Annotated in this window: 17 protein-coding genes; 10 read left to right on the top strand and 7 right to left on the bottom strand. The window is 72.9% G+C overall.

The window, feature by feature from the left end; all coding sequences use genetic code 11:
- From asnB to DMH12_RS03695, 6 genes are read left to right on the top strand one after another with little or no spacing between them, the layout of a single operon-like run.
- A complete protein-coding gene (gene asnB, locus DMH12_RS03720) occupies positions 1-1,950 on the top strand; it encodes an asparagine synthase (glutamine-hydrolyzing) (RefSeq protein ID WP_125490087.1) in 1,950 nt (649 codons plus the stop codon).
- Positions 1,940-3,151 (top strand): Moenomycin biosynthesis protein MoeGT1, encoded by a 1,212-nt coding sequence (locus DMH12_RS03715; RefSeq protein ID WP_125490086.1) that lies wholly within the window; start codon positions 1,940-1,942, stop codon positions 3,149-3,151. The genes asnB and DMH12_RS03715 overlap by 11 nt, the downstream gene beginning before the upstream one ends.
- Complete coding sequence (locus DMH12_RS03710) at positions 3,148-4,656, top strand: asparagine synthetase B family protein (protein ID WP_125490085.1); 1,509 nt, start codon at positions 3,148-3,150, stop codon at positions 4,654-4,656. Before DMH12_RS03715 ends, DMH12_RS03710 begins: the two co-directional genes overlap by 4 nt.
- Before the next feature lie 47 nt (positions 4,657-4,703).
- The gene (locus DMH12_RS03705) at positions 4,704-6,221 is read left to right on the top strand and encodes a B12-binding domain-containing radical SAM protein (RefSeq protein WP_125490084.1); all 1,518 of its coding nucleotides are present in this window, start codon (positions 4,704-4,706) and stop codon (positions 6,219-6,221) included.
- Positions 6,211-7,476, top strand: coding sequence for a hypothetical protein (locus tag DMH12_RS03700; protein WP_260474025.1), 1,266 nt, complete (start codon positions 6,211-6,213; stop codon positions 7,474-7,476). Before DMH12_RS03705 ends, DMH12_RS03700 begins: the two co-directional genes overlap by 11 nt.
- Positions 7,476-9,068 carry a carbamoyltransferase C-terminal domain-containing protein gene (locus tag DMH12_RS03695; protein ID WP_125490083.1) on the top strand — a complete coding sequence of 531 codons (1,593 nt, stop codon included), beginning with the start codon at positions 7,476-7,478 and terminating at the stop codon, positions 9,066-9,068. The genes DMH12_RS03700 and DMH12_RS03695 overlap by 1 nt, the downstream gene beginning before the upstream one ends.
- A 15-nt stretch (positions 9,069-9,083) precedes the next feature.
- Here the strand turns inward: DMH12_RS03695 and DMH12_RS03690 are convergent, their stop codons facing one another.
- The 5 genes from DMH12_RS03690 to DMH12_RS03670 form a co-directional block, all read right to left on the bottom strand.
- The gene (locus tag DMH12_RS03690) at positions 9,084-9,902 is read right to left on the bottom strand and encodes a class 1 isoprenoid biosynthesis enzyme (protein ID WP_260474023.1); all 819 of its coding nucleotides are present in this window, start codon (positions 9,900-9,902) and stop codon (positions 9,084-9,086) included.
- Positions 9,899-10,705 carry a geranylgeranylglyceryl/heptaprenylglyceryl phosphate synthase gene (locus tag DMH12_RS03685; RefSeq protein ID WP_125490082.1) on the bottom strand — a complete coding sequence of 269 codons (807 nt, stop codon included), beginning with the start codon at positions 10,703-10,705 and terminating at the stop codon, positions 9,899-9,901. Before DMH12_RS03685 ends, DMH12_RS03690 begins: the two co-directional genes overlap by 4 nt.
- Before the next feature lie 43 nt (positions 10,706-10,748).
- Positions 10,749-11,828, bottom strand: coding sequence for a hypothetical protein (locus DMH12_RS03680; protein WP_125490081.1), 1,080 nt, complete (start codon positions 11,826-11,828; stop codon positions 10,749-10,751).
- A gap of 197 nt (positions 11,829-12,025) precedes the next feature.
- The gene (locus DMH12_RS03675; RefSeq protein WP_125490080.1) at positions 12,026-12,706 is read right to left on the bottom strand and encodes a hypothetical protein; all 681 of its coding nucleotides are present in this window, start codon (positions 12,704-12,706) and stop codon (positions 12,026-12,028) included.
- Entirely contained in the window at positions 12,703-13,377 is a 675-nt protein-coding gene (locus tag DMH12_RS03670) for an ABC transporter ATP-binding protein (protein WP_125490079.1), read from the bottom strand. The genes DMH12_RS03675 and DMH12_RS03670 overlap by 4 nt, the downstream gene beginning before the upstream one ends.
- On the opposite strand from DMH12_RS03670, the gene DMH12_RS38920 reads away from it, so the two are divergent.
- The 4 genes from DMH12_RS38920 (at position 13,376) to DMH12_RS03655 (ending at position 17,368) form a co-directional block, all read left to right on the top strand.
- On the top strand, positions 13,376-13,546 hold the full coding sequence (locus tag DMH12_RS38920; protein WP_185832132.1) for a hypothetical protein: 171 nt from the start codon (positions 13,376-13,378) through the stop codon (positions 13,544-13,546). The two genes, DMH12_RS03670 and DMH12_RS38920, sit on opposite strands and share 2 nt — an antisense overlap.
- Before the next feature lie 308 nt (positions 13,547-13,854).
- Positions 13,855-15,009, top strand: a complete 1,155-nt coding sequence (locus DMH12_RS03665) for a glycosyltransferase family 2 protein (RefSeq protein WP_125490078.1) — start codon at positions 13,855-13,857, stop codon at positions 15,007-15,009.
- 83 nt (positions 15,010-15,092) lie between these two features.
- Positions 15,093-15,914 carry a glycosyltransferase family 2 protein gene (locus tag DMH12_RS03660; RefSeq protein ID WP_125490077.1) on the top strand — a complete coding sequence of 274 codons (822 nt, stop codon included), beginning with the start codon at positions 15,093-15,095 and terminating at the stop codon, positions 15,912-15,914.
- The gene (locus DMH12_RS03655) at positions 15,911-17,368 is read left to right on the top strand and encodes a glycosyltransferase family 2 protein (RefSeq protein ID WP_125490076.1); all 1,458 of its coding nucleotides are present in this window, start codon (positions 15,911-15,913) and stop codon (positions 17,366-17,368) included. The genes DMH12_RS03660 and DMH12_RS03655 overlap by 4 nt, the downstream gene beginning before the upstream one ends.
- 18 nt (positions 17,369-17,386) lie before the next feature.
- Here DMH12_RS03655 and DMH12_RS03650 read toward each other — a convergent pair whose 3' ends face one another.
- Positions 17,387-18,037 (bottom strand): thymidine kinase, encoded by a 651-nt coding sequence (locus DMH12_RS03650; protein WP_125490075.1) that lies wholly within the window; start codon positions 18,035-18,037, stop codon positions 17,387-17,389.
- A gap of 48 nt (positions 18,038-18,085) precedes the next feature.
- Positions 18,086-19,282 (bottom strand): alkaline phosphatase family protein (locus DMH12_RS03645; protein WP_148107518.1); only part of this gene is annotated, 1,197 nt, incomplete at its 5' end.

The raw sequence follows: 19,282 nt of genomic DNA, 5'->3' as shown, positions 1-19,282 counted from the left end.
ATGTGCGGCTTCGTGGGGTTCAGCGACCCCGGCGGTCCGGAGTCCGGACGTGCCACGGCCGAACGGATGCTGGCGGCGGTGGCGCACCGCGGCCCCGACGGCAGCAGCCGGTGCCACCACCACGGCGTGACCTTCGCGCACTGCGCCCTGACCTTCGTCGGCCCCGGCCGGCAGCCGTTCGTCTCGTCGAGCGGTGCCGTCGCGCTCGTGCTCAACGGGGAGATCTACAACCACCGGGAGCTGCGCCGCGAACTGCGCGCCGCGGGAGCCCGGCTGCGCACCGAGAGCGACACCGAGGTGCTGGTGGAACTGTACGAGCGGCACGGTATGAAGGTGCTGGACCGGGTGCGCGGCATGTACGCCTTCGTCCTGCACGACGCGCGTACGCGGACGACCGTCCTGGCCCGCGACCCGATGGGCAAGAAGCCGCTCTACTACACCCGCGTGCCCGCCGGGATCGCCTTCGCCTCCGAACTCACCGCGCTGCTGCGCCATCCCGACGCCCCGCGCACCCCCGACGTACGCGCTCTGGCCGGCTATCTGACCCTCCAGGCCTTCTGCGCACCCGGGTCGGCCGTGACGGGTGTGCACAAGGTCCGTCCCGGCAACTGGCTGGAGTACGCCGAAGGGCGACTGCGCGAAGTGGAGTTCTGGCGGCCCCGGCTGGAGACGTCCGGACGGGGTCCGGGCCGGAGAGAGGCGGCCGCGCGGTTCGAGGAACTGTTCCGCACGGCGGTCGCCCGACGGGTGACGAGCACGGAGCGCCGGCTCGGGGTGCTGCTGAGCGGGGGTCTGGACTCCAGCGCGGTGGCCGCCGTGGCCCAGCAGCTCTCGTCGGGGCGGCCGGTGCTGACGTTCAGCGCGGGCTTCGAGCAGTCCGACTTCGACGAGAGCGCGCACGCCGCCGCGGTGGCCCGGCACATCGGCGCCGAACACCACGTGGTCCGCATCGGCGGCCGCGACCTAGCCGAGGTGGTGGAGTCGGAGTACGCCCGGGCCGACGAACCCCTCGCGGACCCCTCCCTGCTGCCCACCCGCATCGTCTGCCGGACGGCACGGCAGCACGTGCGCGGGGTGCTCACCGGGGACGGCGCCGACGAACTCCTGCTCGGCTACCGCTACTTCCAGGCCGAGCGGGCGATCGAGATCCTGCTGCGGCTGATGTCGGCGCCCCGGCTGGAGGCCCTGCTGCGCACCCTCGTGCGCCGGCTGCCCGCGCGGTCCGGCAATCTGCCCGCCGCCGCGGCCCTGAGCCTGCTGGCGCGCGGACTGCGGGCGGCCCCGGAGCACCGCTTCTACCTGTCCACGGCCCCCTTCGGACCGGCCGAGCTTCCCGGCCTGCTGCGGCCGGACGCCCGTGCGGCGCTGACCGGTCACGACCCCTTCACCGAGATCTCCCGGCTCCTCGACGGCCCGTCGGGGCTGACCGGCGTCCAGCGCAGCCAGCTCGGTGTCGTCGCCCACTTCCTGCGCGACGTGATCCTCACCAAGGCCGACCGCGGCGGCATGCGCAGCGCCCTCGAACTGCGCTCCCCCTTCCTCGACCTGGATCTCGTCGAGTACGGCAACGCGCTGCCCACGGCGCTCAAGCTGCGCCGCTTCACCGGCAAGTTCCTGTTGCGCCGGATCGCGGCCGACTGGCTGCCGGGGGACATCGTCCGGCGGACCAAGCTGGGCTTCCGCGCCCCGCTGGCCGCCCTGCTGCGCGAGGAACTGCGCCCGCTGCTGCTGGACACGCTCTCCGCGTCCGCACTGGACCGCGGCGGGCTGTTCGACGCGAGTGCGGTGCGGAGGCTGGCCGACGACCATGTCAGCGGCCGGCGTGACACGTCCCGCAAGCTGTGGGCGCTGCTGACGTACCAGCTCTGGTACCAGGCGCTTCCCGCGCACGCGCCCGCTACCGCCCCAGCCTGCCTCGACCTCACCGAGGAGCCCCGCCATGCGCCGTGACCGTCCACACATCCAGGTGCTGTCACCGAGGACCTGGGGGGAGTTCGGCAACTACCTCGCCGCCACCCGGTTCTCCCGGGTACTGCGCGGGTCCGTCGACGCGGACGTGACGCTGCTGGAGGCCGAGCCGATCCTGCCCTGGCTGGGCGAGGCGGGGGCCGAGATCCGCACGATCTCCCTGGAGAGCCCCGACGCGACAGTGCGCACCGAACGGTACATGGGCCTGATGGCCCGCCTCCAGGAACGCTTCCCCGCCGGTTTCGAGGTCGGCCCCACCCCCGTTCAGCAGGCCGCTCTCGCCCCGCTGACCGAGCACCTGCGCAGCACCGCCCCGGACGTGGTGGTCGGCACGAAGGGGTTCGTGGCGCGGCTGTGCGTGGCGGCCGTAGGACTGGCGGGGGTCCGCACCCGGGTGGTCAGCCATGTCACCAACCCCGGACTGCTCCAGCTGCCGCTGCACCGCAGCCCGCACCCCGATCTGACCCTGGTGGGCTTCGCATGGGCCAGGGACCGTCTCCTGGCGAGCACGGGCGGGGATCCCGACCGGGTGCGGGTGGTGGGGCCGCTCGTCGCCCAGCACGACCTGCGGGACTTCATGACCAGCGAATCCGCCGCTCCGACGGCCGGGCCCTGGGGCGGGGCCCAGGACTCCGGCCGGCCCCGTCTGATCATCTTCTGCAACCGCGGCGGTGACGTCTACCTGGAACTGCTGCGGCACATCGCCGCCCGCCACCCGGACACGGACCTGGTGTTCGTCGGCTACGACGACCCCGGCCTCGCCCGTCGCGCCGCGGCGGATGCCGAGCGGCTCGCGCACTGGCGGTTCCACAGCCGGCTCACGCAGGCCGAGTACTTCGACTACATCGACCGCGCGTCCAGGTCGCCGTACGGCCTGCTCGTCTCGAAGGCGGGCCCCAACACCACCCTGGAGGCCGCCTACTTCGGGATCCCCGTGCTGATGCTGGAGTCGGGGCTGCCGATGGAGCAGTGGGTGCCGGGGCTCATCCACGACCACGGTCTCGGCCGGGCCTGTGCCGAGCCCGAGGACCTGTTCCGGACCGTCGACGACTGGCTGGCACGGCCGTCGACGATCGAGGAGCACAAGAAGACCACCATCGGCTTCGGCGAGTCCGTGCTCGACCAGGATGCGGTGGCCCACCGGATCGGGGACGCCGTGCGGCCCCTGCTGGACGCCCGGTGAAGCCCCGTATCCGGCTCGTCGCAGGCCCGGGCGGGGTCCGGGCCGAGGGCGAGGGGCAGGCACGGCTCGGACACGCCCTCGGCGCGGATCCACTGGCCGGGGGGCCACCGCCCGAGGGGGTCTTCGCCGCCTGGAACTGGGACGGCGAACGCCTCCTGGTCCGCACCGACCGGTACGGCATGCACCCCCTGTACTACCGCTCGGACGCCAACTCGCTGACGCTCTCCCCCGATCCGCTCGCCCTGCTCAGGCCCGGTGAGCACGCCGCCCTCGACCACGACGCGCTGGCCGTCTTCGTCCGGCTGGGCTTCTTCCTCGCCGAGGACACCCCCTTCGCGGCGATCCGGGCGCTGCCCCCCGCCGCCACGCTGACCTGGACCCGCGACGGACCGCGCCTCGACGCTCCCGCCCTTCCCGTGCCCGGCCCCGCCGACCTCACCCGGGGCGAGGCGGTGGACGGCTTCATCGACCTGTTCCGCGCCTCCGTGGCCCGCCGGCTGCCCGCCCGGCCGTATGACCTGCCGCTGAGCGGCGGCCGGGACTCGCGCCACATCCTGCTGGAGCTGTGCCGCCAGGGCGCCCCGCCGCGACTGTGCGTCAGCGGCGCGAAGTTCCCGCCCGATCCGGGCGCCGACGCGCGTGTAGCCGCCCTCCTCGCAGGGCACCTGGGACTGCCGCACCGCACCGTCGGCCGGCCGCGCTCGCAGTTCCACGCGGAGCGCGCCGCGGGCCCGGCACAGGGCATGGGCACGCTGGACGGCGCCTGGGCCCTGCCCCTGCTCAGCTTCCTGCGCCGCCGGAGCGGACTGTGGTACGACGGGCTCGGGGGTGGCGAGCTGGCCCAGAACCCCAGCATCGAACTGATCCGGAAGAACCCCTACGACGCGACGGACCCGCCGGGGCTGGCGGACCGGCTGCTGACCGCCGGCCGCACCGGCGGGCACGTCGAGCATCTCCTCGGCCCCCGCACCCGCGGCCTGTGGAGCCGGGAGAGGGCCCGCGCCCGGCTCGTGCGGGAACTGACCCGGCACGCCGACGCGCCCCTCCCGCTCGGCTCGTTCTTCTTCTGGAACCGGACGCGTCGCTCCATCGCCCTCGCCCCCTTCACGCTCGGCGGCGGACAGGCGTTGATCCACACCCCGTACCTCGACCACGCCCTCGTCGACCACCTCGCCTCCGTGCCGGGACGGTTCCTGGTCGACGGCACCTTCCACGACCAGGCGCTGCACAAGGCGTTCCCCGAGCACGCGGGCCTGGGATTCGCCGCGGCCGTTCCGCAGCGCCACGGGCTCGTCCTGGTCGGGCACCGGCTGGCGTACCTCACCCGGCTGCTCGGCCACACCCTGCACTCCGGACGGGGCTGGTGGCACAGCCGCGACCGGGTCCTGCAACGTCTGCTGGCGGCGGGCCGCGGCCCGGGGGCGCCGCAGCGCGTCAGCCGGCTCCAGCCGCTGGCCCTGTACCTGCTCCAGCTGGAGTCCCTCGCTGCCGGAAGAACCCCCTGAGTCCCCAGAACACCACTGCCCGCACGACCCCAGAAGGAGGGGACCTCATGCGGAAGACACTGCCCGTCATAAGTACCGGTACGGCGGCCGGGGCCGCGTCGGGCGGTTGCTCGACCGCCGTCGCCGAGAAACCGGGCCGCCCCGGCCTGCCGCGCTGGCGCAGGCGGAAACTGCGCATCGCGCTGGTCCGCCACCACGACCTGTGCCTCAACACCCGCCAGATCACCCAGATCCAGCGGCGCGCCGGCGTCCTGCCCCACCTCGGTCTCGGCTACATCCACACCGCGCTGAAGTCCGCCGGCTTCCACGACGTCATCCAGGTCGACACTCCGGCCCTCGGTCTGGACAGCGAGGGCCTGCGCGAACTCCTCGCCGACTTCGAGCCGGACCTGGTCGGCGTCAGCACCACAACTCCCGGACTGCCCGGTGCCGTCGAAGCCTGCCAGGCGGCGAAGAGCACCGGCGCCAAGGTCATCCTCGGCGGGCCACACACCGAGGTCTACGCGCACGAGAACCTCTTCCACGACTGCATCGACTACGTCGGTGTCGGCGAGGGCATCACGATCATGCCGGAGCTGGCCGAGGCCCTGGAGCAGGGCGAGAAGCCGGAGGGCATCCGGGGTCTGGTCTCCCGCGAGCACGACGGTGGGGCCGCGCCGATGGTGAACCTGGAGGAGGTCGGCTGGCCCTCCCGCGACGGGCTGCCGATGAACAGCTACTACTCGATCATGGCTCCCCGGCCGTTCGCGACGATGATCTCCAGCCGCGGCTGCCCGTTCAAGTGCAGCTTCTGCTTCAAGCAGGCCGTCGACAAGAAGTCGATGTACCGCTCCCCCGAGGACGTCGTCGGCGAGATGACGGAGCTGAAGAAGCGGTTCGGGGTGAAGGAGATCATGTTCTACGACGACGTGTTCACGCTGCACCGCGGCCGGGTCCGGGAGATCTGCGCGCTCATCGGCGAACAGGGCCTGAAGGTGCGCTGGGAGGCACCGACCCGCGTCGACCTGGTGCCGGAACCGCTGCTGAAGGCGATGGCCGGGGCGGGCTGCGTGCGGCTGCGGTTCGGCATCGAGCACGGCGCGCCGGAGATCCTCGAGCGCATGCGCAAGGAGAGCAACATCGAGAAGATCGAACGGGCCGTCACCTCGGCGCACGAGGCGGGCATCAAGGGCTTCGGCTACTTCATCGTCGGCTGGCTGAACGAGACCCGGGAGCAGTTCCGCGCCACGGTCGACCTCGCCTGCCGGATCCCGCTGGACTACGCGAGTTTCTACACCGCGACCCCGCTGCCGGGCACCCCGCTGCACACCGAGTCGGTGGCCGCCGGGCGGATACCCTCCGACTACTGGGACCGGTTCGTGCGGGGCGAGTTCGACGCGCGGATCGGCTATCTGGTGCCCGACGCCCAGCGCCGCGCGCAGGCCGCCTACCGTGCGTTCTTCCTGCGCCGCTCCATGGCCAAGCCGCTGCTGACCCACATGGCGACGACCGGTCAGTGGCGCAACACCGTGGACGGCCTGCGCAGCCTGGCCCGGTCGACCTCCAACACCGACCGTGACTTCTGAGACCTCCCGCCCGGCCGCGTCCCTGCGGCCGGGCCCCGCCGTCCGCCTCAACGAGCCGCTGCCGGACCGCGGCCGGCGTCGGCTCGGCGAGCCCTTCCTGACCCACCACGTCCGCCGCACCATGGCGCGGGGACTCCGTCCACAGCCGTCCTGGGCCGTGCCGGTGCGCTACGTCCTGCCCGACGGTCCGGCGGGGGAGGCGGTCGAGCTCTCCGACGCCCGGAGCGCCGCCGCCGCTCTGCGCCCCGGTTCACCGGCCCTCGCCCTGATCGCCCCGACCTATGTCGCCCGTGGCCCCCTCGCCGGGCAGCAGGAGCGGTTCGACGCCCTGCTGGACCGGATCGGCGAGCTGGCCGAGGAGCGTCCGGAGGCCCCCGTCGTGCTGTTGGTGGGCATGCAGTGGGCGTCGGCGCGGGAGGCGGGCGAATCCGTGGCGCGGCTGCGGGCGCTGCTGGGAAGGGCCCGCGCCCGGCTGCCGGACGTACCGGTGTGCGGCCTCTCGCTGCCGGGCCCGGGCAAGCCGCGTACGCTCAACGCCGCCATCGAGATCGCCGAGTCGCTCGGCTGCCTCGGCGTCGGCTGGGTCGACGACGACGTGCACCTCGATGCCGGCTGCCTGGCGCGCCTGGCGCGGGACTTCCTGGCGGCCGGCTGCCGGGGCGCGGTGGGCGCCACGAAGATCCCGCACACCAGGGAGTTCGCCACCTCGCACCTGCTGGCCCGCGCCAAGGCGATCGCGGCACCCGCGACCAACTACCCGCACGGCTGCTGCATCCTGGTGGCGACCGACGTCCTGGCCGGCGGCATGCCCGGCCGCTACGTGTCGGACGACGGCTACGTCTGCTTCCGGCTCCTCGACCCCGGCCTGCCCGATCCGCTGGCCCGGCTGCGTCTCGTACCGGACGCCCGCTGCCACTACTACGTCGCCGGTCCCGCGGGCGAGACCCGCCGCAGGATCCGCCGGATCCTCCTCAACCATCTCGTCGACCTCGCCGACTGGCCCCTGCCGGTGGTCCGCCACTACTTCCGCCACATCCTCTTCGCCGGCCTCTGGCCGCTGACCGCCTTCGACGCGAGCGGCGGGCGGCGCCGCGGGCTCCAGAAGGCGCTGATCAAGTGGCTCTACTTCGCGTGGTTCGCCGGGGTGGGGACGGAGCTGTACCTGCGCGGGCTCACCGGCCGGCCGCTGCGTGCCGTCGAGTGGGCGCCCTACTCGGCCGTTCCGACCCTCACACCCCCTGCCCAGGAGCGCTGATGAAGGTACTGTCTCTCCACTCCGCCGGCCACGACACCGGAGTCGGCTACTTCGAGGACGGACGGCTGGTCTTCGCCATCGAGACCGAGCGCCTCACCCGCGTCAAGCACGACCACCGCTCCGACATCGCGCTGGAGCACGTGCTCGCCCAGGAGTGCGTGGACGCGGACGGGATCGACCTGGTGGCGGTCAGCACGCCGGTCCGCAGCGCCCTGCTGCGGATCCCGGACCTGGACCACGCGATGGAACGGATCGGCGCCGGAGCACCGCACCACCGCACCACCTGCGACCTGCTGGGCCGGACCGTGGACTGCGTGGTCGTCACCCACGAGGTGTCGCACGCCGCGCTCGCCGCCCACTACGCGGACCACGAGGACGGCACCCTCGTCCTCGTCAACGAGGGCCGCGGACAGCTCACCCGCAGCTCCCTGTTCCGGGTCGAGGACAACCGCCTGGAGTGGATCGCCAAGGACCCGCTCCCCTGGTACGGCAACGGCTTCGGGTGGACCGCGATCGGCCACCTGCTGGGCTTCGGCAAGAGCCCCAGCGTTGCCGGGAAGGTGATGGCCCTCGGCGGCTACGGACAGCCCGACGCCCGGATACGCGAGCAGCTGACGGCGGTGGACCCCCGGGTCATGCACGACCTGGAGCTGGCCGAGCGGGTGCGTGCCGAGCTTGCCGGGCGCCCCGAGTTCAACCCCGAGTTCGAGACGGCGGCCCATGTCGTCGCCACCTTCCAGGAGCTGTTCACCGAAGCGGTTCACGCCGTTCTCGACCGGCACGTCACCCGCACCGGCGGGGGCGTCGGCCCGATCGCACTCGGTGGCGGCTGCGCGCTGAACATCGTGGCCAACTCGTCGCTGCGCGAGGCCTTCGGCCGGGAGATCGCCGTCCCGCCGGCCTGCGGCGACGCGGGCCATCTTGCGGGCGCCGGCGTCTACGCCCTCACCTACGTCCTCGGCAGGCGGCCCGAACCGCTGAGTGTGTACGCCAACGGCACGGGCGAGGCCCGCACCGATGTCCTGGCCGCCCTGGACACCGCGGGCCTCAAGGCCGTTCCCTACGACGGCCCGGTGGTCGCCCGCCTGCTCGCGGACGGAGGTGTCGTGGCCCTCACCGAGGGCGCCGCCGAGCTCGGGCCGCGCGCGCTGGGGCACCGCTCGCTGCTGGGCAGCCCGGCCGTGTCCGGGATGCGCAAGCGGATGAGCGAGAAGCTCAAGCAGCGGGAGTGGTACCGCCCGCTGGGCGCGGTGATGCGCGACGAGCGCTTCGCCGAGCTGTATCCGGGCGGCCGGCCCTCCCCGTACATGCTCTTCGAGTACCAGTTGCCGGAGGGCACCGCCCCGCAGGCCCGGCACGTCAACGGGACCTGCCGGATCCAGACCCTGGGCGCCGACCAGCCGCTGCTGCACTCCCTGCTCGCCTCCTTCGAGGCGGAGACGGGTGTTCCGGCCCTGATCAACACCTCGCTCAACGGCCCCGGCCGGGCCATCGCGCACACCGCCCGGCACGTGCTGGACGACTTCGCGGACAGCGACGTCGACCTGTTCGTCTTCGACGACCTGATGGCCTACCGGGGCGAGCCCCGGTAGGCCGTCGGTCGTCGGTCAGCGCCCCGGGTGCCGCGGCAGCAGCCGGTCCAGTACGTCGTCGGTGTACACGTCGACGACGGGGACCAGCCCCGAGGAGGCCGGCTGCTCCCGTGCCGCGCCGAGCGCCTGGGCGCGCAGTCGCTCCAGCAGCGCCTCGACGTCCCGTGCGGGTACGGCCCCGGTGCGCATCAGGTGGCCGAGGTTCCCCTCCCGCTCGCCGTTGCGGTCGTAGTCGGTCAGGTCGTCGGCGATGGTGATGATCGTGCCGAACGCCTCGGCGAACCGCCGCGCGGGATCGACGGCGGGCTCCTCGCGGCCGCAGAGCGCCGCGAGGGAGCCGTAGCAGCCCAGGAAGGTGGCGCCGTAGGTGCTGGCGTTGGCGCACCACTCGTCGAGGGTCCGCGCCCGATGGCTCTTGGTGCGGATCTGTCCGGTGCAGACTTCGGTGAAATCGCGTTCGACCAGGTCGGTCACGGAGCGGGCGTCCTCGGCCAGCGCGCACATCTGCTTCAGCGCGGTCAGGTGCAGGTGGAGGCAGAGACAGGCGAGTTCGATGCGGTTGAGGCCGGTGTCGTCGTCCATGAGGTCGTCGAGCAGCTTCATGGCCACGATGTCCATGGCCAGGGCGCGGGCCACTTCGGCGCGCCGCTCCGGGTCGGTGATCCACTCGGTGAGGAAGTGCGGCACCCGCAGGTAGAGGCGCAACGCCGCGGTGTGCGCCACGAGGTCGGGTGAGCCGCCGCCCCGGGCGACGAACGCGGTGACGTGATCGCGGTTGGCGGACTCGGTGACCAGCATCGAGGCGGTGTAGTCCGCGGGCAGTGCCGCGGTCACGGGCGGGCCGCCGTCATCTCGGCCAGCGTCGAGCGCCAGTCGCCCTGTTCCAGTGCGCCGGCGAAGCCCACGTAGTCGGCGCCCGCCTCCAGGTACGCCGCGACGTGCTCCCGCCGCCGGACGTTGCCGCTCACGAACAGGATCTGGTCGGGGTCGAGCCGGCGGCGGAAGTGGCGGACCACGTCGGGGGGAACCTGTGCGTAGCGGGAGTACAGGTAGACCATGTGGAAGCCGAAGCTGCGGGTGACCGCGATGTACCGGTCCATCTGCTCGGTGGTCGTGGTGGCCACGGGCACGGTCCTGAGCAGATCGCCGGTCTTGTGGTCCTCGCCGAAGGTGAGGGCGACGGTGAGCAGGAGTTCCGGCCAGGCGTCGTCCCGGCCGGGCAGGTTCACCAGGGTCTCCAGGTAGCTCTTCCACACGTAGTAGTCGTCGCGGGAGCCGAGCAGCGCGGGCAGCATGACGGCGTCGGCGCCCCGGGCCAGAGGGAAGCCGGAGCCCCTGCGCGGCGGGAAGTGCAACAGCACCGGCAGCGGGCTGACCTCCTTGATCGCGGCCACGTAAGGGTCCATGTGGGACTCGAAGGACTCGTAGTCGGTACTGGCGAGGATGAGGGCGGGACAGCCGAGATCGCTGAGGACCTTCGCCTTCTCCACGGCCTCGTCGAGCGGCACCTTGAACGGGTCGATGATGTGGACCGGCCCCCGCGGGTGGCTCCGGAGCCGGGTGAGGACGGCTCCCGGGTCCAGCAGGTTCGGTGCCGGGACTTCCGTGCGCTGGACCAACTGCGGTGAGGTGTTCACCAGCGTTCCCCCTGGTTGTCCGGTCGTGGCGCGTCGCGCGCCGTCATACGAGGTCCGCGCGGCGCTGCTCGGCCGCTGCCGCGGTGCCCGACCTGGCCAGTGCGGCGACGACGGACGCGGTGGTGTAGAGCGCTTTCGTGTCCAGGACGACGGAGCCCAACGCGGCCTTTCCGCGCCGCCCCCGTTCCCAGTCCTCGCGTGCGTCGGGATCGAACTCCATGGGGCCGGGCACCCGGCACCACGCGGACGGCCGCCAACTGCCGTCCCGCTCCTGGGAGTCGATCAGACAGGAGACGGCCCGGCGGACGGCGTCGGCGTGCCGGCCGTCCGGCAGGTCGGCCGCCACGACGGCCCTCAGGGCGAAGGCGGTGGCGAAGGCGGAGCCGTCCTGCTCCCACTCGGTGCGCACGGCACCGTCGGCGCCGATCCTGGCGGTTGCCCAGTCGGCGGCCGCCCGCGCCTCGGGGAGGTCCGTTCCGGCGCGGCCGGCGGTCAGCGCCTCCGCCGCCAGTGCCGTGGAGTACTCGCGGTCCGGCCACCAGTACGCCGGCCACGCCCCGTCAGCCCGCTGGATCTCCCGGAGCCTGCCCAACAGCCTGTCGCGTACGGGGAGTCGGAGCAGTCCGGCCGCGGCCGTGGTCACGCACGCGTGACTCGCGTACCAGGCGTCCCAGCGGGGGGCGACCCGGTCCAGGAAGGGCCCTGCGATGTGGGGCAGATAGCTGGAGATGCCGCCGTCCGGTTGCAGGTGGCCCGCCACGAACCGGTAGCCCTCGTCGGCACGGGGGTCGTGTTCGACGCCCAGCGCCTCGGCCAGGCGGAGCGCCCAGGAGGTGATGTCGGCGTCACCGGGGACCTGGGGGCAGTAGCCCCAGCCGTCGGAGGGGCCGCGGGCCTTTCTCAGCACTTCCCAGGCGGACGTCGCCGCCGCGCGCCCCGGGCCCCCGGGCAATTCCGCGAGCGAGGCGCCGACATACGCGGTGACCCAGAACTGGCCCGGGCCGCGCACCTCGTAGTCGTTCCACCAGCCGTCCGCGTCGCGGGCGGTGAGGAGGAATTCCGTCGCCTTCGAGAGGGCTTGTCCGGCGGATTCATCGAGTGGTAATCGCTGCGCACCGTTCACGAACTCTCCTTTCTGGGGAGAGACGACGAGCCGGGACACCACACCGGCACGCGAACGGCGCGTCGGCAGGACGATTACTCAACCCTACACGCGTTCGTATCGACGAGACAGAGTCACTTTTCTCTCGACGGGTGGATCACGCGTCGGGGGGCCGAGATCAATCCGGCCCCCCGACGTACCGCGGAATCGCGGTGGATTCACACGAATTGCATGTGGGCACGCCGTCGCAATCGCACCGACATCACGCCGCCGCTCGCCAGGACCAGCAGCCCGGTCGCCACGAGGGCATGCGTCACGCCCGAGGTGAGGGAACCGCTTCCGGCACCGTCGACGGCGTAGGTGATGATCTCGCGGGTGGACCAGAAGGGCAGCGCCTTGGCAGCGTCGTTGGCCGGGTCGATCACCATCTGGGCGCCGATGACGGAGATGAGCAGCAGCGTGCCCTCCAGGTCCCGGGACACGGCGAGGCCGAGCAGCAGCCCGAGCGGGACGGCCACCAGGGTGGTCAGCGCCAGTTCCAGTGCGACCGCCCGCGGGTCGGCCACCTCCTGGTCCACGATCACGACCACGGCGTACAGCGCGGAGATCAGCAGCCCGGCGGTGAGCAGGGCGAGCATGCGGCCCAGGTACAGGTGCCGGGGCCGGAAGCCGGACAGGGTCAGGCGGGGCTCGATCTCGCGGCCGCCGACGGCCGAGAAGAGGGCGGCGGTGCTCACCGCGAAGCCGACGCCCAGGCTCGCGAACCGGATGGCCTGGCCCGCCTGGTCGTGCCGGCCGAGGTAGAAGACCAGCGGCACGAGCAGGAGCAGGCTCAGCACACCGCGCCGGCGCAGCAGTTCGCGCAGGGTCATCTCGGCCATGCGCAGGGTGCGGATCATCGGCCGGCCCCCTGCGTGCGGGGGCTGAGGTCGAGCACGTGGTCGACCCGGTCGAGCTCGTTCAGCATGTGGGTCACGACGACGACCGCCTTGCCCTCTTCGCGCCAGCCCCAGACGTTCTGCCAGAAGTCCACGTAGGAGCCCCGGTCGAAGCCCTGGTAGGGCTCGTCGAGCAGCAGGACGTCAGGGTCGCCGAGGGCGGAGAGGACCACGTTCAGCTTCTGCCGGGTGCCGCCCGAGAGGTCCTTGGCCAGGGTGCGGCGCGCGACGGACCAGTCCAGCGCGGAGGCGAGTTCGCGGCCCCGGCGGTCGGCGTCGCGGCCCCCCATGCCACGGCCGGCGCCGAACAGCGTGAAGTGCTCGCGCGGCGTCAGGAAGCCCATGACGCCGGCGTTCTGCGGGCAGTAGCCGAGGCGTCCGGTGACGGACACCCGGCCCGCGTCCGGCGCGAGCAGCCCGGCACAGATCTTGATCATGCTGGACTTGCCGGCGCCGTTGCTGCCCACGATCGCCGCGACCTCACCGGCGCGCACGACGAGATCGACTCCGTCCAGGACGCGGCGGCGGCCGTAGCTCTTCACGATCCCGTGCGCGTTCAGCCGGACGTCCTGCCCGGACGGCGGCCCGGACACCCCGCCCACCTGCTGTTCCGCGTGTGCGGAAAACCTCATGTGCGACACCTTCCTTCCGCCGCCCGCGACGAATGGCGTGGAAAACCGTGCCGATAGCCTGCCACAGACGGGCGAGCGCACCGAACACACCACCTCCGCGCGCGGCGGGCGGATGAATCCGGCCGACCGTATCCGGTCGCCCTCGGATGCCATCCGGGGAGAACTGTGAGCGGCAGCGCCTGAATTCGGCCAGGCCACCCACCGAATCACACGCCGCTGCCCGGGGCATTCACCGAACCAGTGCAAACGGAACCCTGGCGTTTCAGCCATTCCTGGAAACGGGGCGGCCCGTCTCTGGAAACAGGCTGTCGGTCTTGTGATCACTTCCGAGCGCCGGTTAGAGTGCGGCCCGCCCAAATCAGCGTGCTTCCACGCATTGCGCGGCAGGTTGATCAACGGCGAATTCCCCTTCGTCCACGAATTTCCGACGGAGGGCCGGGACGGGTGGTGCACGGGTCGGCCGACGAAGGGACGCGGATGCGCGGGGGCACCGACGGCGAACGCATGTGGTGGCAACGCGCGGTGGCCCGCGGCTTCGACCCCCTGCCGCCGCCTGCCGCCCCGGTGACGCTGGTCAGGTCGGGAGAGGTCCGGGGGGACCCGGCGGACCAGGAGACCGGTCTGCCCTCCGGAGGTCTCGGGGTGCTGCTTCCGACCTATGTGGCGCGCTGCGGCCCGACGGCCCACGAGACCGCGCTCCGTCACCTCCTCGACGCTCTCGCCGACGTCCGCGCCGCCCGTCCCGGCCTGCCCCTGACTCTCTGGCTGGGCATGCAGTACGGCCCCGGCGAGCGGGCGGAGGCACTCGACCGGCTGCGCGGGCTCACCCGGGCCGCCTCCTCCGTGCCCGTCGTCGGATTCGCGCTGCCGGGCCGGGGAAAACTCCGGACCGTCAACACGGCGCTGCGGCTCTCCCGCCCGCTGGGGCATGTCGGCTGGCTGTGGACCGACGACGACGTGGAGTTCGCCCCGGGCTGCCTGGCCCGGCTCGTCGACCGCTTCCACGAACGCGGCCGCACGGGCGCGGTCGGCGCGCACCTCGTCGCCCTGCCCCGTCCGTCGGCCGCCTCGCGGATGATGGCCCGCGTCTCGGGCGTCACCGTGCCGCCGGGCGCCTGTCCGGCGGCGGCCTGCATGCTCGTCGCCGCCGACGTCATCGCCGACGGCATTCCGGCGCGCCGGCTGGCCGACGACGGCCACGTGCTCTTCGAACTGCTCGATCCCCACGCGGCCGACCCGCTGCACGACCTGGAGGTCCTGCCCGACGCCCAGGGCAGCTTCTACCGGGTCGGCCGGGCCCACGACACCCTGAACCGGCTGCGCCGCTCGCTCTACAGCCATGTGACCTGCACGGCCGACTACCCGTGGCCGACCGCGCGGACCTACCTCTCGGGCACGCTGTTCCACGGACTGTGGCCGCTCGCCGCCTGGGACGGCAGCGGCGGGCCGGTCCGGGGACTGAAGCGCTGGACCGTCAAGGCCGTGCACCTCACCTGGTTCTGCGCGGTCGCCGCGGGTCTCGCCGCACGCGGCGCGGCCGGCCGGCCGCTGCGGCACGTGTCGTGGGGCGACGACGGCGACTTCCGCAGCCCGGCCGCCGAGGGGCGGCGGACGGCGCGCACCGGACGCTGACAGGACGGCGGCCGTCCGGCACGACGGCCGTCCGGACCGACATCGGGCGCCGCCCGCCGCGGCGGCCACGGAAGGGAGACGCCGTGCGGACACCGGCACACGGCACGGGAGCGGCGGTCACCGTCGTCCTGCCGCACTACGACTGCGCGGACTACCTGGGCACCGCGGCCGCCTCGGTCCTCGCCCAGGACCGGACCGACCTGCGGTTGATCGTGGTCGACGACTGCTCCCCCGACGACGACTGGACCGCCGCGCTGCGTCCGCTGGCCGGAGATCCGCGCCTGACCGTGCTGCGCACCTCCGAGAACGTCGGGCATCTGCGCATCAAGAACAAAGTCCTGGAGCGCGTGGACACCACGTACGTCGCCTTCCAGGACGCGGACGACATCAGCATGCCGGGACGGCTGCGTCATCAACTGGCCCTGCTGGAGCGGGACAAGGCCGACCTCGTGGGCTGTGCCTACGAGTTCATCGACGCCGCGGGGCAAGGCACCGGCCGCCGCCGGATGCCACGCAACGGCAACCTGTGGATGCGACTGGGCCGTTCGACGGTGGTCCTGCATCCGTCGTCGGTGGTGCGCCGCGAGGTGCTGCAGCGGCTCGGAGGCTTCGACGGCACGGTCCGGCTGGGCGCCGACACCGACTTCCATCTCAGGGCGGCCCGGTTGTACCGGCTGCGCAGTGTGCGCCGAGTTCTCTACCGGTACCGGATCTGGCCGCGGTCGCTGACCCAGGCGCCCGAGACGGGCTTCGGTTCCGCCGAGCGGCTCTCCTACACCCGGGCCATGAACACCCGTGAACGTCAACGCCGCGAGGCGAGGACCCGTGAGGAGCTGCTGCCTCTGCTGGTCGCACCGCCCAACGACATCGACTTCCGCCTGGAACCGGTAGCGGTGGGCGGATGACGGAGGTGGCACCGCGCCCGCCCGCATTCGGTGTCGTCGTCGCGGCCCCCGACGGCGACTGGGAGCCCGCGGTGCGCAGTCTGCGGAACCAGTCCCTGCCGGCCGCCTCGATCACCGTGGTAGCGCCGACCGGCCCGCCGCCGGCCCCGGACCTGCGCCACGCGCCCTGCACCCCCGGGACGGCCGCCGAAGCCTGCGTCGGGGCCGCGCGCGCCGCACCGGTCCCCTACGTGGCGTTCCTGCACGGCCGCGACGAAGCACTCCCCGGCTGGCTGGCCGACCTGGCCCGGGCCGCCCACGGCGGTGCCGGTCTGGTCCAGTGCGGCACCCTCCGGCTGCGGACGGACGACCTGGTCGACGGCATCACCCTGACCCCCGCCCTCGACGGCGCCGCCTATGCCGTGCGACGTGGACTGCTGGGCGCGGAAGGCCGTACGGCCGCGCGAGTCACCGTGCCGCGGCTGCTGGTGCGGCGCCGGGCCGACGACACGGCCGCCACCGGGAGCGCCGCCCGGGCCGCGGGAACCGCAGTCCTGCGGGACAACCACCTCACCTCCTCGGTCGGCCGGTCCCCTGCGGCAGCGGCCGGACGCGGGCGGGTGCCGGATTTCGTCTCGGTCGTCATCCCCGTCCGCGACGGGGCACTGACGCTCCCGGCCCAGCTGCGTGCCCTCGCCGCCCAGACGTACGCCGGCGGCTGGGAGGTGCTGGTCGTCGACAACGGCTCCGCCGACGCGACCCGCGAGGTCGCCGAGAAGCACCGCTGCGGTCTTCCCGGCCTGCGCGTCGTCCGGGCCACCGAGCGGGCCGGGGAGAGCTATGCCCGCAACCTCGGGGTCGCCGCCGCCCGCGGTGACTTCATCGCCTTCTGCGACGCCGACGACGTCGCGGACCCCGGCTGGCTCGCCGCGCTGGCCGAGGCGGCGCCGGAGGCCGACGTCGTCGGCGGCGGCCTCGACAGCAGTGTGCTCAGCCCCGCCTACGCCGACGAGCAGCCGATGCCGATGACCGAGCAGACGGACTTCCTGCCCTTCGCACGCGGCGCGAACTGCGCCGCCTGGAAGGAGGTGCTGGTGACGATCGGCGGCTGGGACGAGCACTACCGGGGCGGCGGCGAGGACATGGACCTGTCCTGGCGGGCCCATCTGTGCGGGTACCGGGTCGGTTACGCCCCCGAGGCCCGCATGCACTACCGGCTGCGCGCCGAACTCTCCTCCCTGGCCCGGCAGAAGTGGAACTACGGCCGCTCCGGCGCGCGCCTGTACGCCGCCTACCGCCACGCCGGCTTCGAGCGCCGTGACAGCCGGACGGTGCTGATGAACTGGTCCTGGCTGGTGCTGCACGCCCCCGACCTGGCCCGCTCCCCGACCCTGCGCCGGCGCTGGATCCGCTACGGAGCCCGTCTCTCCGGCTTCCTGGCCGGCAGCGCGGAACAGGGGGTCAGGTATCTCTGACGGCGCCGGGGCAGACGGTCAGCCCGAGGTGACCGGCAGCACGTCGGGCGAGAGCGCCGCCGCGTGGGCCGTCGCAGCGGTCGTACGGCGACGGTGGTGGCGTCGGCACAGCACCTCGTAGCCGATCTCGTCGGGGGACTGGGCGACATCGCCGACGACCACCTGGGCGCCCTCGACGACCATGACGCCGCCCACGGTGCGGGCGTTGTGCGTGGCGCGGGCGCCACACCAGCACAGGGCCTCGACCTGGAGCACCTCGACCCGGTCGGCGAGTTCGACCAGGCGCTGGGAGCCGGGGAAGAGCTTGGAGCGGAAGTCGGTGGTGATGCCGAAGGCGTACACGTCGATGTCGAGATCGTCGACCACGCGCGCGAGCTGGTCGATCTGGTCCGGCGCGAGGAACTGCGCCTCGTCCGCGATCACGTAGTCCACGCGCCCGCCCTGCGAGAGGTGGTCGACGACGTGGGCGTACAGGTCCTGCCCGTCCTTGACCTCCGCCGCGTCGGTGACCAGGCCGAGGCGCGAGGAGAGCTTGCCCTCGCCCGCGCGGTCGTCGCGGGTGAATATCATCCCGGCGAGTCCGCGCGCCGAGCGGTTGTGCTCGATCTGGAGAGCCAGTGTCGACTTCCCGCAGTCCATCGTTCCGGAGAAGAACACCAGCTCGGGCATGAGGGGTCGGGCACCTTTCGGCAACGGGGTCGGGTGTGCGGCGGGGCGTCAGGAGCGTACTTCGAGCAGGGGGACGAGCTGCTCGGCAGGGGTCATCGAACCGTGGTTGCCGACCATCGCCGACTCCTTCGGCTCGCGCTCGGAGGCGATGAGCAGGACGTCGTCCCGCGCGGCGGCGACCACGTCGCCGATGCGGTCGTACACCCGGTCGTCGATCCGGGGGCCGAACCAGCCCGCCTCGATCGCCTCCTCCCGGGACGCCACCCAGAACTGCTCGCCCAGCACCTCGCGCCAGCAGGCCAGGACGTCGTCCCGGGCGCCCGGGACGGCGTACACGTGCCGGGCGCGGCCCTCGCCGCCGAGGAGGGCGACGCCCGCCTTCAGCTCCCAGTCCTCGTCGAAGTCGATGCGGTGGTCCTCGTCGAAGGGCACGTCGACCATGCCGTGGTCGGCGGTGACGTAGAGGGCGCTGCGCGGTGGCAGCTGCTCGGCGAGGCGCTGGACGAGCCGGTCGACGTGCCCGAGCTGGCCGCGCCAGGTGTCGGAGTCGACGCCGAAGCGGTGGCCGGCGCCGTCGACCTCGGAGTAGTACGTGTACACGAGGGCGCGGTCGGCTCCGGCCAGCTGCGCGGCGGCGCTGTCCATCCGGTCCTCGCCGGACAGCTGTCCCACGAAGGTGCCGCCGCTGAGCGCGACCTTGGTCAGCGGGGTGTTCGCGAAGGTCGGGGAGGAGACCTGCGCCGCGTGCACACCCGCCTGCTGGGCGAGTTGGAAGACGGTGGGGTACGGCTGCCAGACGGCCGGCGCGGTCCACGGCTGCCAGCGCAGCTGGTTCATCAGCGCGCCGGTGGCCGGGTCGCGCACGGTGTATCCGGGCAGGCCGTGGGCGCCCGGCGGCAGGCCGGTGCCGACGGAGGCGAGCGAGGTCGCCGTGGTCGCCGGGTAGCCGGCGGTGATCGGACGTCCGGTGCCGCCGCGCGAGGTGCCGAGGAGCGAGCACAGGAAGGGGGCTTCGTCCGGGTGGGCCCGCAGTTGCTCCCAGCCGAGGCCGTCGATCAGGAAGACGCAGTTCCGGTCGGCCGGCGTCAGTTCGGTGATGCCCGCGGTCATGCCGGGGACGCCGAGTCCGGCGGCCAGGGTGGGCAGCAGGTCGGCGAGGGAGCCCCTGCCGTACTCGGGTACGGGGGCGGAGTCGACGGGGAGGGGTTCCGGGTCGGTGTCCCAGGCGGCGGAATCGAGAGGGGC

Source organism: Streptomyces sp. WAC 04229, from assembly GCF_003947455.1.
Classification (GTDB): domain Bacteria; phylum Actinomycetota; class Actinomycetes; order Streptomycetales; family Streptomycetaceae; genus Streptomyces.
The sequence above is the reverse complement of the archived record's forward strand: the minus strand, read 5'-3'. Positions and strand labels throughout refer to the sequence as shown.

Bases quoted from the DNA above. Each gene is read 5' to 3' on its own strand.
- asnB (WP_125490087.1), top strand. From the start codon at position 1: ATGTGCGGCTTCGTGGGGTTCAGCGACCCCGGCGGTCCGGAGTCCGGA.
- DMH12_RS03715 (WP_125490086.1), top strand. From the start codon at position 1,940: ATGCGCCGTGACCGTCCACACATCCAGGTGCTGTCACCGAGGACCTGG.
- DMH12_RS03705 (WP_125490084.1), top strand. From the start codon at position 4,704: ATGCGGAAGACACTGCCCGTCATAAGTACCGGTACGGCGGCCGGGGCC.
- DMH12_RS03695 (WP_125490083.1), top strand. From the start codon at position 7,476: ATGAAGGTACTGTCTCTCCACTCCGCCGGCCACGACACCGGAGTCGGC.
- DMH12_RS03675 (WP_125490080.1), bottom strand. From the start codon at position 12,706: ATGATCCGCACCCTGCGCATGGCCGAGATGACCCTGCGCGAACTGCTG.
- DMH12_RS38920 (WP_185832132.1), top strand. From the start codon at position 13,376: ATGTGCGACACCTTCCTTCCGCCGCCCGCGACGAATGGCGTGGAAAAC.
- DMH12_RS03670 (WP_125490079.1), bottom strand. From the start codon at position 13,377: ATGAGGTTTTCCGCACACGCGGAACAGCAGGTGGGCGGGGTGTCCGGG.
- DMH12_RS03665 (WP_125490078.1), top strand. From the start codon at position 13,855: ATGCGCGGGGGCACCGACGGCGAACGCATGTGGTGGCAACGCGCGGTG.
- DMH12_RS03655 (WP_125490076.1), top strand. From the start codon at position 15,911: ATGACGGAGGTGGCACCGCGCCCGCCCGCATTCGGTGTCGTCGTCGCG.
- DMH12_RS03650 (WP_125490075.1), bottom strand. From the start codon at position 18,037: ATGCCCGAGCTGGTGTTCTTCTCCGGAACGATGGACTGCGGGAAGTCG.